Consider the following 11973-nt stretch of genomic DNA (forward strand, 5'->3'; position numbering starts at 1 on the left):
ATCCCGGAACAGACAGGCGAGGGGCATCAGATCAGCACACGGCGGCTGGGGTCACTCAAAACTTCCCGTTGGATGTAGGAGGCAATGATATCAATAAACTGGGAGGCGCGGGGCGGAGCCGTCAGCGTAAATCCCGCCATTTTGACCAGAAGCGGTCGGTTTGTATGCCACGCGCAGAGAACGACAGTCCGGATGTTCCGCTCCACGTTGGAGGGATGGCACCAGGTCTGCAGGGCCACGACTTCATAGATCTCTTCGGTGACATTGAGCAGGCGGGATTCGTCTTCCAGGACCAGAGCAATGGCGCGGACCGTCTGCGGGTAACCGCGGTAATTGCGCGTAATGCCAAAGGGGCGCAGCGTTTCCCGGATGATCGTGTCCATGGAGAGCACCTCCTCGAAATTTGCGATGAGAAGATTGTACGACGAAAAACAGCAAAGCCTGAAAAAACGACATCTCTCAGAAAATTCGACATCTTCCATTGCGTGTGGAAGCTGCGCAGCCTGTCTTCCAGAATTTGGAACCCCCTTTCAATCTATCATAATATATTTTTTTACTTTTGTCTTGAATCTGGCTGTATTTTACAAAAAAATGAGCGCCGGAAGACCGGCACCCATGGGGAAGAGGGAAAAGTTATCTGAGCAGACAGGATCTCCTTCAACTCCTGGAGAGACCTTTTTGAAAGCTGCGGGCCAATACGCGGGGCTGGAGGACGATGTTCAGCACTACTGGCCTGGATGTGATGGAAACAGGGAAAGCCCCCGCTCTTACGAGCGGGGGCTTTCTTGCGCAACAAGTTACTTGAAAGAAACTATTTGCCTTACGGCTGGGCAGTGTAGACGAAGCGGACAGTGTTGGAAGTGAACTCATCCACAACTCTGCCGTCTTCATTTTCGATGGTGATAATTACATAGTAATTACCACTTTCCTGGATCGCGATTTGTCCCAGGTTGTTCCAATCATTAACCTCATAGGCAGTCTCGTTTACATGCTCCTTGGAGCCGACTTCCGCATCGCCCTCGGTGCTGTTGGCCTTCATCAGAGTCACAGTAACAGGATAGTTAGCGGGAATCTTTCCGGTGCCGACCAGGTCAACAGTAACGATATTGCTGTTGCAGACGAAATTCTCCACACCGGTCAGGTCCAGCTCGCCGCTTTCCTGCTCACCGTCGTCTTTGGCAACGCCGCCCACGTCGGTGACGCAGATGAAGGTGATCTCGCCGTCCTTCACGTACAGATCGATCTCCACAGTGCCCTTGGTCTCCAGATCCTCGTCTCTCACGGCATCCAGAGCGGCCTCCAGACGGGAGATGCTGTTGATCTCGCGGTCATACACGGAGTCGTTCCGGTCGGAGTTGCTGCGGCCATCGATGATGGTGGCGTTGGCGATGCTGACATCGTCGAACTTGACGTTATCGATGGAGCCGCTCAGAGCGTTGCGATAGATCTGGTCCGTGTTGTCCAGCGCCAGATCCTCTACGACGATGCCGTCGGAATCCTCATCGATAGAAGAAGCGGTCTTGTCATAGTCCTTCAGCGTGTAGACGCCGTCCTCGTCGATGCTGTCCACCTCATAGAAGCCATGGGCACTCAGCTTTTCATCGATGGTGATGTCCTCGCTGGTGTTGTCCTCCATGGACCAGAACTCGCGGACGTACTTGTCGGTGCCCACCTTGTCGGTGCTGCTGCCGGCGGCGTACAGGATGTCGGCGGAGCCAACGGAAGCGCTGCTGTCAACCAGAATCACATACAGGGCATCGCGGTCCTCATCCTGGTCAGCAATCACGATGACATTACCAGAGGTGCCGGCCTTCATGCCGCCCATGGCATAGACGGTGTCGATATCATCGGCATAATCATCCACGCCGAGGTACTGAGTGTTCTCGTCCACATAGAAGGTCTTGCTGCTACCGCCGGTGGTGGAGAACTTGGTGTCGTCCATAGCCAGAGCATTCTTCAGACTGGTGTCCAGACCATCATCCTCATCGATGCCATAGACGGTATAGTCTCTGTCCCCGTCCCAAGCAGTGGCAATGTCATCATCAAAGGTATACAGTCCCTTGACATCAGTAAACGCATCCTTACTCGCATCATCAATGATAGACTTCAGTGCATTGTCCGCATCAGTTTCATCCAGCTCGATGTCAGAGGCAGAACCATCCGCCAGGGACACGGCCTGGGCGTACCAGGTAAACTTGTTGGCATTGTAACGGCTCTCCTCGCAGTAAACGCCGGTCACATAGTACACGTCGTTCAGGTCCGCACCAGCGGCGCCCTCCACACCGATAACATAGCCGTCGGCGGTCAGGTAGATGGTGTACTCCTTGTCGAAGTCAAAGTTTTTGGTGATGCCGTCCACGAAACCATCGGTGCCATCCTTGCTGCGGGCGAACTCATACTTGGTGCCGTCCATGGTGACGGTCTCGTCCTCACGGAAAGCGGTGACTTCGCCGGTGACAGCCTCGGCCTCGTAAGAAGCCAGGACTTCATCGCCGAACTTGCCGTCGCGGAAGGCCACGGCCAGGACACTGCCCTCGTCATAGGAGGAGGCATAGCCCCGCAGGGTCTTCTCGGCATCGTCGTACTTGTCGTAGTAGTCGTTGCTGTTGTCGCCGTCCAGATCGGTGAGGGTCAGGACCTCGGAGGCGCCGTTGCGGCTCTCAGCGGTGCTGACGTCGGTGTCGACCTTGTCGATCTTGGCAACAGTGTAGCGGGAAACCACAACGGTCTCCACATCGCCGTTGTCATTCTCGTAAGCCTCGACGATATCGCCCACGGCAACCAGCTCAGAGGACTTCACCTCATTGTCATCGCCGTTCAGGAAGTACTTGGCATCCTTGGCTTCGGAGCTGCTGTAATTCATGTAGCTGGAGCTGGTGACCACCTGGCCGACGTCCATATCGTCGTCCTCCACCACATAAGTGGCGTCAGCCTCGTTGGCATAGGTGCCCACATCGTCGCCATCATAGACCCACTTGCTGGAGGGATGGCCGAAGATGTCGGTGGCATCCTCCTTCTCCAGGTCCTTGAAATACTTCTCGCCGAACTGCATCAGGCCGTCGCCGTTGCGCTCGCCATCGATGTTGCCGTCGGTGTTGGTGTTGTTTTCCACGTCCTTGCGGGTGGAAGTGGTGTTGATGGTGATGTCGCCCACAACGATGGTGTCCTTCTTGTCATACTCGACCATGGTGGCCTGCAGCATGTTGAAGGCGTACAGGGCGGCCTCCTGACGGGTCACAGCCTGGGAGCCCACGAACTCGTCGTTGCCATCGTCCAGACCGATGCCGCTGGCCTGCTTGATGACGCTGACCTGCCAGTTGGCGCCGGTGTAGCCCTCGATGGAGCTGTCATAGCCCAGAGCGCCCAGCAGCATCTTCATGAACGCGTTGCCGCTCAGGGTGCCGGTGGGACGGAAGGTGCCGTCAGCATAGCCGCTGATGATACCCTGCTGAGAGCAGTAGGTGATGTAGCCCGCGAAGGTGTTGGTCACGGGAACATCCTTAAAGGGAGCGGTGCCTGCGCTCAGAGCGGAGGCAGTGGTGGGGCCCAGGATCAGGTTGCAGATGATCTTGGCGGCCGCGCCACGGGTCAGGACATCATCGGGACGGAAGTCGCCGTCGGAATAACCGTCGACAACACCCAGGGCAGAGATTACATCCACAGCTTCTTTGTAGGTGATCTCGCTGTCGTCCGTGAAGTCCTTGGCGCCGGCGCTGACGGTGACCAGAGACATGGTCATCACCAGAGCAAGCACCAGAGAAAGGAACTTCTTCATTGGGATTTCTCCTCCTTCAAAAAATTTGCGGTCCGCCGGAAGACCCCAGGCGGGTCTGGGATTCGTGTGGGGGCTAGCCAACCAACTTGTGTCGGCCTACACCAACCGCAGAGCCGGATGCGGGGCGCTTCCGCCGTTCGCAAGGCCAATTTACGGGAAAAAACTGCCGGTGTCCAGCGTTTCGCAAACCTTTTAATCCAATTGAAAAACGGCGCACAAATCGCATGGACAGCCATGTCACGCCATCATAACACGGACGCGATTTCTGCTCCGGCCGCGGCGCGGGCCAAAAAAGAGAGCGGCCCCTGAGGGCCGCTCTCCTTTTGCGCCGTTCACAGCAGAACCTCCTCACGAATGGGAAGGGCGTACCGCTGCCCGGCCTGCACCAGGCGCCCGTCCTCCACCATGTGCTTGAGGATCAGGGCACACTGTCTGTCGCCGACGTGCAGGAGCGCCGCCAGATCCTGCCGGTAGGCCGGACCGGACTGCTCCAGAAATGTACGGATGACGTCATACTGCTCCTCCGGCGGCACCACCTGGCCGGCGGGGTAGTATTTGCCGCCGACCCGCACCAGCTTTCCCCGCTCAGCCAGCTGCCGGAGACGCTCGTAGGCCGCCACCTTGGACAGGCCGAGCAGCGACATGGCCTCCGACCGGGAGATGGTGCCTTTTTCGGCGGCGTAGGCCAGCAGCCGGGCGTCCTCGTTCTCCCGGCGCTCCTCCCGGCAGAGATCTCCCAGGCTGATGTGCTCCATCCCGCCCCGGATCAGGGCGGTCCGCACCATCTTGGACAGCCGGGGCTGGTCCAAGGGCCGCCGGGAGTTGGGCGTCAGCAGCACGTGCGGGTCCTCACCCGGCCGCCGGCGTCCCGCCGCCGCCCGCAGCAGGCGCCGCAGGGTGACGCCCAGGGCCAGGTCCCGGTCCGGCAGCCGCACCAGACCCCGGTCCAGATCCACCTGGTCCCAGGTCAGGGCTGTCATCTCCCGGACCTGCATCCCCAGCTTCCAACCCATCCAAAGGGCAAGCCCCACCGGGGAGCTGCCCTCCGCCTGGAGCAGCTTCCACATCAAAAAACCGTCCACCTCCCGCCGAGGGAGGGAGTCCTTCTGCCGTCCCTCCGGCAGATAGTCGGAGAAAACGGCATACAGAGTGGGGACGGCGATGCCGCTGATCCGGGCCACATAGGGCCAGTCGTGGGATTCCAGATGGCGGATGATGAAGTCGTGCCGCAGATCCATCAGGCTGATGCCGCCCAGCCCCGCCCGGTCCAGAGTTTTTCTGGCCAGGCGGGAAATGGACTCCGGCGGCATCTGCTGCCTGCGGCGGTCCGAGACCACCACGAAGGGAGTAGGCGGGTCGGGGCGCTCCGCCTGCCGGCGCAGGCAGCCCTCGGTCTCCGTCTCCAGCGGGATGGTCCGGTCCGGCAGCCGGAGCTGATGGGCAGAAAAGTCCACATCGTTCCAAGTGAGGCGCTGGATCTCCTCCCGGGTCAGCCCCTGCCGCCAGGCCAGGCGGAGGATCAGCCCCGCCGCCGTCTGCGTCTGCTCCGCCAGAAGCTGGGCCATGGCCCGGGCATCCGGCCGTCTCATGGTTACTTTGCTCACGTTCCGTCTCCTCCCGGTCAGGGGGAGCGATGAACGGCGGGTTACGACCGTATGACATACGGACTGAACCCTGCACCGCTTTGGACGCTCCCGGTCAGGAACGCCCAGAATTGTTCTGCTGTCTCCATGGGATGGCGGGTGCGGGCAGCTGCCCACGGGTGCCCGCACCGGGCGTACCTGCCGCCTCTGACTTTCACCGTGTTTCTGTCTGTTTCTGTCTGCCGCCGTTTGCCGGGAGAGCCGAAGGAGCTTCGATGGGGCCCGGCACCCCACCCGTCACACGGGCTGGCTATTCTTGCCGGACTGCTTCTCCCACGCCGCAAGGCCCCGGATGATTAGGTCCCGGAACATCGCGTCCCGGGGGACGCCGGGGTAGCTGCTCTGCTTTACCGCGGTCAGTTCCGCCGCCAGCTCCGGCGTCACGGAGATGGTAAACCGTTTTTGATCTCTGTTCATGTACGCAGCTCCTTTCCATATAGTGGTTAAGTGAATTGGTGAACCTATTAAAGTTATTATAGTGGTTCACTGAACCGAAGTCAAGGGGGCTGCGGCTCTCTTTACACCGGTGGTTCACTCGTGTATAATAGGGCCAGAGGTGATAAGGATGGCAACAGACAGACCGCGTTACACGGTATCCGTGGACAATGAGCTGTTTCAGCAGATCGAGGATTTCCGCTTTGAGCGCCGGTTCCAGACCCGTTCGGAGGCGACCGTGGAATTGATCCGGCTGGGACTGGAATCCCTGAAAAAGGAACAGCAGACCCCGCGGGAGAAGCCGGCGGACGAGGCACGTGACGACTGACCGTCCGCCGGCGGCTCCGGCCGCGGGGACACCCGTGAAAACGGGAGCGCGCACCCCCGCCCTATCCTATCGGAGATAACTGAAACAGTTCTGATTCCGGCGCACCTCCGGGGGAGGCGGGAATCAACGAAAAAAAGACGGCTGCCGGGTTGGCAGCCGTCTTGGTGATTTTGGGAGATAGATACGGGAAGGGCACTCAGTAGAATTCCTTCAGACAGGCCTCCGCATCCGCCCAGGTGCCGGTGAAGGGGACGGGCGTCTCCATCTTCAGGGGCACCAGGGCGGTGGCGGAGCGGAGGACGGTGGGGATGTCAGCAGTCAGCCGCTCATTGATGTAGCCGGCAAAGGTGCAAGGAACGGCCAGGGCCCTCACGCCTGCCGGAAGTAGGATGCGATCTCCCGCATCCGCGCCGACTGGGATACATGGAAGGGGCACCGGCGGTCACAGTGGCCGCAGCTGATGCAGGCATCCGCACCCAGAGACAGGTTCCGGTAGTGCTCTGCCGCCAAGGCATCCCCCGCACGGGCCAAGTCATAATACTTGTTGATGAGGCCCACGTCCAGGCCGGCGGGGCAGGGCTGGCAGTGGTTGCAGTAGACGCAGGTGCCCTCCACGTCTCTGGGGGTGAGGGAGCTGATGACGGAGTAGTCCCGCTCCGCCTCCCCAGCCCGCAGAAAGCCCAGGACCCGTTCCAGATCCGCCCGGTCTCGGACACCGGGCAGCACTGTCAGGACGCCGGGCTTGTCCAGGGCGTACTGGATGCATTGATATTCCGTCAGGGCCTGACCGAAGGGAGAGGTACGAGCATCCAGCAGCTGCCCGCCGGCAAAGGCCTTCATCACGGAGATGCCCACGCCCTCCGCCTCGCACCGGCGGTAAAGGGCCATCCGCTCCGTGGCGCTGCCGTTGGCATACTCGCCGTGCTGATAGTCGTAGCTGGGGTTGATGCTGAACATCATCATGTCCGCCAGGCCGGTGTCCAGCACCTCCCGGGCCAGGGCCGGCGTATGGGTGGAGAGGCCGATGTGGCGGACGACGCCCTGGGCTTTCAGCGCCTCCAGATACTGAAGAACGCCCTTGTCCACATACCGGCGCCAGTCGCCGGACTCGTCCATACAGTGGATGAAGCCGTAGTCGATGTAGTCCGTCCGCAGCTGCTCCAGCTGCCACGCTACCGACCGCTTGACGGTCTCCAGATCCGTGGTCCAGCTGTAAGGTTTACCGGCGGCGTAATTGGCGCCGAAGTGGACCTGGTAGAGCACCTGCCTGCGCACACCCGCAAGGGCGGCGCCGAAGATGGGGAAGCAGGCGGAGTCGGCAGTGGCCAGGTCGAAGTAGTTGATCCCCTGCTCCAGGGCCATCTCCAGCGTGGCGGCACCCTCTTTCGCCCCGGCGGCGGGGAGGCCGCTGGTGCCCACGCCCAGGACGCTGATCTGGTCCCCGGTGCGGCGGTTGACACGGTATTCCATAGGTCGAAACCATCCTTTCCTGTTGCAACTCTGCGGCAGCCGGAGTCCGGGCGCCGCGCCTCACATGACCCTATTATACCGCCTGAAATGAGAAATAGCGAATACCTGTTTTCTATGCTGAGACATACATTTCACACATATCACACTTGCGGCCCCACTGCGGCCATGATATGGTAGGGGAGAAGAGGAGGTGCGGCCCGGTGGAATTTCGGACGCTGAAGTATTTTTTGACTGTGGCCCGGGAGGAGAACATCACCCGGGCGGCGGCGCTGCTCCATCTGACGCAGCCCACCCTGTCCCGCCAGCTGATGCAGCTGGAGGAGCTGGGAGTCAAGCTGTTCCGCCGCAGCCAGCACCACATCGTTCTGACGGAGGCCGGGATGCTGCTGCGCCGCCGGGCTCAGGAGATCGTAGAGCTGGCGGAGAAGACGGCCCGGGAGCTCCGACCGGCGGAGGAGATCACAGGCCGGATCTCCATCGGAAGCGGCGACCTGCGGAGCATGACGTATCTGGCAAAGCTCCTGGCTGCCTTTCACCGCCAGCATCCCCGGGTCCAGTATGAGATTTACAGCGGAGACTCCGACGGGATCAAGGAGCGGATCGAGCAGGGACTCCTGGACATGGGACTTCTGCTGGAGCCGGTGGACACCAGCCGCTACCAGATCCTCCGGCTGCCCGTCCGGGAATCCTGGGGCGTCCTGGTGCCGGAGGATTCGCCTCTGGCCCGGCGGGAGGCGGTGACGCCCGGGGACCTGGCGGACAGCCCCCTGATCCTGACCACCCGGGAGCTGATGCGCCGGGAAATGATCCGCTGGTTCGGCCCTTACGCAGACCGGATCCAGGTGGCGGCCAGCGGCAACCTGCCTTACAACCAGACCCAGCTGGCCCGGGAGGGGCTGGGGATCTATCTGGTGATCCGGCTGGATTGCGCCTATGACGGGCTGCGGTTCGTGCCCCTCTCTCCGCCGCTGGAGTCGGGCACGGTTCTGGCCTGGAAGAAGACCGAGGTCCTTTCTGCCACCGCTGCTGCCCTGCTGCGATTTGCCGAGAAATACGTCGGCGGAATATCAGACCATCCGGTATAGGCATTGGACAAGGCGAAGTTCCGGATTTAGAATGGAGGCGTCCCTGCGGGGACGTCTCCACTTTCTGCCCTGAGGTGCGGGCGATGACGATCCAGGAGGCCAGCGAGTGCGATCAGATCTCCATGGAGGTCCTGAGGTCGGGCAGGCCGCGACCTGGAGCGGCTGAACCTGATCCTGACGCTTCGGGACATCGGCTTCACCGGAGAGGAGACGGGGGGCTATATGCGGCTGCGGCTACTGGTGGAGATACGGGCCGCCGCGCTGGCGGATATTCACACCCGTGAGCGGCAGGAGACACGCTGGCGGCAGAACATCCACACCGGGGCGGCGGTCTGCCCCGCATTCATAAGAAAGCATTGGGAGGTATGTTGCATGAAGATCATGGACAAGGCTACATTTGAGGAACAGAACGTGTTTGGCCTGGGCGCGCCCAACGACGCTTTTGCCCGGTACTTTGCCGGCCGGTCCTATCTCAATCCCCTGACCCGCCCGGAGGACGGGCTGTTTCTGGCCAACGTCACCTTCGAGCCCGGGTGCCGGAACAACTGGCATATCCACCACGCCTCCGAGGGCGGCGGGCAGCTGCTGATCTGCACCGCCGGCGAGGGTTGGTACCAGGAGGAGGGCAAAGAGGCGGTCAGCCTGGAGCCCGGCAGAGTCATCGTCATCCCGGCGGAGGTCAAGCACTGGCACGGCGCCAAGCGGGACAGCTGGTTCAGCCACATCGCCGTCGAGATGCCCGGTGAGGCCTGCTCCAACGAGTGGTGCGAGCCGGTGAGCGACGCGGAATACGAAGCACTCTGAGCGGCCCCCGGCCGGGGAATCGCAAGGCACGGACAGTCCAAAGACTGTCCGTGTCTTGCTTTGCAGCAGTTCCGCCGGAATCCTTCCCGCCGGGGCGGAACGGGGGGCTGCACCGGATCCGGCTGCTGGCGGGCATCGGCCTCAGGCGTCCCTGCGGCGGCAGAAAGCGGAGACCAGATCCACCAGCCAGGACAAGGCGATCATGCCCAGCGCCAGAGTGCTGACATCATGCCAGGCGTATTGGTTCAGGGCCAGGATCAGCGGCGCGCCGATTCCGCCCGCACCGGCCAGGCCAAGGGCGGAGGCCTCGCGGATATTGACGTCAAACCGATAGAGCCAGGCGGAGAAGAACTGAGGCACCAGCTGCGGCAGGGCCGCGTGGCAGACGCAGGACAGCTTCGGCGTCCCCATGGCCTCCAGAGCGTGATACGCCCGAAAATCCAAGGTGTCGATGGCCTCTGTGAAGCGCTTGCAGAGAAGTCCCACGCTGCACACTGCCAGGGTCAGCACTCCGGTAAAGGAGCCGGGGCCGCAGACGCGGATGAAGATCAGTCCATAGATCAGGAAGGGAACGGACCGGATGGCGGTCACCAGTGTCCGGAACAGCCAGGCGGCGGGGGCCGGGAAAAAGCGGCTGCTGCCGAGAAACGCCAGAGGAACGGAAAAGACGGCGCCGACGCAGGTCCCCACCAGCGCGATGGCGACGGTCTCCAGCAGGAGATAGGCAAGTCCGCTGCTGTCCAGGCGGAAAAACAGCTCCCAGTTCGGATGCAGGAGGCCGGTGAAGAGCGTCTTCACCATCTGCATGCTTGTGCGGGACAGGTCGGGCGGCGGAAGCGTGACCGTGCAGAACAATACCAGCGCGGCCGCCGCGCCCGCCAGCAGCCGGCGCCCCTGCCGGCCCAGGGTCCGCTCCTGCTGCACCAGACGGGTGAGCCATGTGCTGAGATGCTCCATGAGATAGACCACGGCGAAGAGGAGCAGCAGGATCGTCCCCACCTTGTCGTACTCCCGCCAGGAGACCTTTTCATTGAGCAGCAGGCCGATTCCGCCTGCGCCCACATAGCCCAGGATGGCGCTGTGCCGCACATTGCCCTCCAGCAGATAGAGGGCGTTGGTGAGATAGGCCGGCAGGATCTCCGGTAAGGTGGAGCGGAAGAACGCCTGGGCTGAGGCGGCGCCCATAGCCCGCAGGGCCAGATAGGGACCCTGGGGCGCGCTCTCGATGTCCTCATAGGTCAGGCGGGTCATGATGGCAAAGGTGTAGACCGTGATGGCGGCCGTTCCGGCAAAGGAGCCGATGCCCAGAAAGAATGTGGCCAGCAGGGCCAGGATCAGGGCCGGGAAGGAGCGGAGCACCTGGATGCAGAAGCGGACCGCCTTCTTGACCGGGCCGGGTCCCGGCAGGGCGGCGGCGCAGGCCATGGCGGCCGGGATGGACAGCACCGCGCCCAGAAACGTCCCGGTAATGGACATCTGGATCGTGGCCCACAGCAGGGGCAGGACCTTCCCGAGGAATCCCCAGTCCGGCGGAAACATCTTTGCGGCGATGTCCGTCAGGTGGTCGCGCCGGCTCCACATCAGGGACAGGTCGCATCCGGTGAACCAGGCGGCTCCCAGGAACAGCAGCACAAAAGCGGCCGCAGCGAGGCAGCGGATACGTCTTTGTTTCATACGGCCGCCGCCTCGCCGTAAATATCCCGCAGGACGGCCTCCGTCACATCCCCGGGGGCGCCGTCAAAGACAACGCGTCCCCGGTTCATGCCGACGATATGGGTGGAGAACTCCAGGGACAGGTCCAGATTGTGGCTGTTCATTAGGATGCTGACGCCGCGTTGGCGCTGAATGTCCCGGAGCAGGCACAGGATTTGCCGCCCGGTGACGGGGTCCAGGGACGCCACCGGCTCGTCCGCCAGCAGGATGGAAGGGTTCCGCATCAGGGCGCGGGCGATGGCCACCCGCTGCTTCTGCCCGCCGGAGAGGTTTTTCACCGGCTCCTCCAGCTTGTCCGCCAGCCCGACCTCTCGCAGGATCGCGGCGGCCTGTTCGGACCGCTCCCGTCCGAACGCCCCCAGCAGGGAGGCGGCCAGGGACATGTCCGGCAGGCAGGCGTTCAGCACGTTCTGGATGGCGGACAGGTTCTCCACCAGGCAGAAATCCTGGTAGATGGTGCCGATCCCCTGCTGGACCGCCCGCTTTTCCCGGCCTCGGGCGGCTTCAAAGTGCGTCCCGCTATAGAGGACTTCACCGCCGCTGCACAGCTCCGTTCCATTCAGGATGCGGAACAGGGTGGTTTTCCCAGCGCCGGACGGGCCGATGACCGAGAGAAACTCGCCGTCGCCCAGGGTGAAGCTGACATCCCGCAGCACCTCGCCGGAACGCTGAAATTGTTTGCGGATATGGATCGCCTGCAGCATGAAATCCCTCCTGAAG

11 protein-coding genes are annotated in these 11973 nt (G+C 62.0%); 3 read left to right on the forward strand and 8 right to left on the reverse strand.

Annotated features, from left to right (window positions below; translation table 11 throughout):
- Positions 1-26: 26 nt before the first annotated feature.
- From OCV80_RS14570 to OCV80_RS14585, 4 genes are all read right to left on the reverse strand, one after another.
- Positions 27-383 (reverse strand): sporulation initiation factor Spo0A C-terminal domain-containing protein, encoded by a 357-nt coding sequence (locus OCV80_RS14570; protein ID WP_267288523.1) that lies wholly within the window; start codon positions 381-383, stop codon positions 27-29.
- Between the two features lie 437 nt (positions 384-820).
- Positions 821-3775, reverse strand: a complete 2955-nt coding sequence (locus OCV80_RS14575; protein WP_267288524.1) for an S-layer homology domain-containing protein — start codon at positions 3773-3775, stop codon at positions 821-823.
- Between the two features lie 332 nt (positions 3776-4107).
- Positions 4108-5379: a hypothetical protein gene (locus OCV80_RS14580; protein ID WP_267288525.1), complete on the reverse strand. Its 1272-nt coding sequence runs from the start codon at positions 5377-5379 to the stop codon at positions 4108-4110.
- A gap of 276 nt (positions 5380-5655) precedes the next feature.
- The gene (locus OCV80_RS14585) at positions 5656-5835 is read right to left on the reverse strand and encodes a hypothetical protein (RefSeq protein WP_021750309.1); all 180 of its coding nucleotides are present in this window, start codon (positions 5833-5835) and stop codon (positions 5656-5658) included.
- Positions 5836-5983: 148 nt separating this feature from the next.
- On the opposite strand from OCV80_RS14585, the gene OCV80_RS14590 reads away from it, so the two are divergent.
- Complete coding sequence (locus OCV80_RS14590) at positions 5984-6181, forward strand: ribbon-helix-helix domain-containing protein (RefSeq protein ID WP_021750310.1); 198 nt, start codon at positions 5984-5986, stop codon at positions 6179-6181.
- Between the two features lie 196 nt (positions 6182-6377).
- On the opposite strand, the gene OCV80_RS14595 is transcribed toward OCV80_RS14590, so the two are convergent.
- Together OCV80_RS14595 and OCV80_RS14600 are read right to left on the reverse strand one after the other, a co-directional pair.
- Positions 6378-6554 (reverse strand): hypothetical protein, encoded by a 177-nt coding sequence (locus tag OCV80_RS14595; RefSeq protein WP_256264656.1) that lies wholly within the window; start codon positions 6552-6554, stop codon positions 6378-6380.
- Positions 6551-7651, reverse strand: a complete 1101-nt coding sequence (locus OCV80_RS14600; RefSeq protein ID WP_267288526.1) for an aldo/keto reductase — start codon at positions 7649-7651, stop codon at positions 6551-6553. The genes OCV80_RS14595 and OCV80_RS14600 overlap by 4 nt, the downstream gene beginning before the upstream one ends.
- A 200-nt stretch (positions 7652-7851) precedes the next feature.
- On the opposite strand from OCV80_RS14600, the gene OCV80_RS14605 reads away from it, so the two are divergent.
- Both OCV80_RS14605 and OCV80_RS14610 read left to right on the forward strand, forming a co-directional pair.
- Positions 7852-8736, forward strand: a complete 885-nt coding sequence (locus tag OCV80_RS14605) for a LysR family transcriptional regulator (protein ID WP_267288527.1) — start codon at positions 7852-7854, stop codon at positions 8734-8736.
- 372 nt (positions 8737-9108) lie between these two features.
- On the forward strand, positions 9109-9540 hold the full coding sequence (locus OCV80_RS14610; RefSeq protein WP_267288536.1) for a cupin domain-containing protein: 432 nt from the start codon (positions 9109-9111) through the stop codon (positions 9538-9540).
- A gap of 141 nt (positions 9541-9681) precedes the next feature.
- Here OCV80_RS14610 and phnE read toward each other — a convergent pair whose 3' ends face one another.
- Complete coding sequence (gene phnE, locus OCV80_RS14615) at positions 9682-11214, reverse strand: phosphonate ABC transporter, permease protein PhnE (RefSeq protein ID WP_267288528.1); 1533 nt, start codon at positions 11212-11214, stop codon at positions 9682-9684.
- Entirely contained in the window at positions 11211-11957 is a 747-nt protein-coding gene (locus OCV80_RS14620) for a phosphonate ABC transporter ATP-binding protein (RefSeq protein WP_267288529.1), read from the reverse strand. The genes phnE and OCV80_RS14620 overlap by 4 nt, the downstream gene beginning before the upstream one ends.
- Positions 11958-11973 lie beyond the last annotated feature (16 nt).

It is taken from the genome of Oscillibacter acetigenes, assembly GCF_025567605.1.
GTDB classification, from domain to species: Bacteria; Bacillota; Clostridia; order Oscillospirales; family Oscillospiraceae; genus Oscillibacter; species Oscillibacter welbionis.

Excerpts from the sequence above, each read along its gene's own strand:
- OCV80_RS14570 (WP_267288523.1), bottom strand. The coding sequence starts at position 383 with ATGGACACGATCATCCGGGAAACGCTGCGCCCCTTTGGCATTACGCGC.
- OCV80_RS14575 (WP_267288524.1), bottom strand. The coding sequence starts at position 3,775 with ATGAAGAAGTTCCTTTCTCTGGTGCTTGCTCTGGTGATGACCATGTCT.
- OCV80_RS14585 (WP_021750309.1), bottom strand. The coding sequence starts at position 5,835 with ATGAACAGAGATCAAAAACGGTTTACCATCTCCGTGACGCCGGAGCTG.
- OCV80_RS14590 (WP_021750310.1), top strand. The coding sequence starts at position 5,984 with ATGGCAACAGACAGACCGCGTTACACGGTATCCGTGGACAATGAGCTG.
- OCV80_RS14600 (WP_267288526.1), bottom strand. The coding sequence starts at position 7,651 with ATGGAATACCGTGTCAACCGCCGCACCGGGGACCAGATCAGCGTCCTG.
- OCV80_RS14610 (WP_267288536.1), top strand. The coding sequence starts at position 9,109 with ATGAAGATCATGGACAAGGCTACATTTGAGGAACAGAACGTGTTTGGC.
- phnE (WP_267288528.1), bottom strand. The coding sequence starts at position 11,214 with ATGAAACAAAGACGTATCCGCTGCCTCGCTGCGGCCGCTTTTGTGCTG.
- OCV80_RS14620 (WP_267288529.1), bottom strand. The coding sequence starts at position 11,957 with ATGCTGCAGGCGATCCATATCCGCAAACAATTTCAGCGTTCCGGCGAG.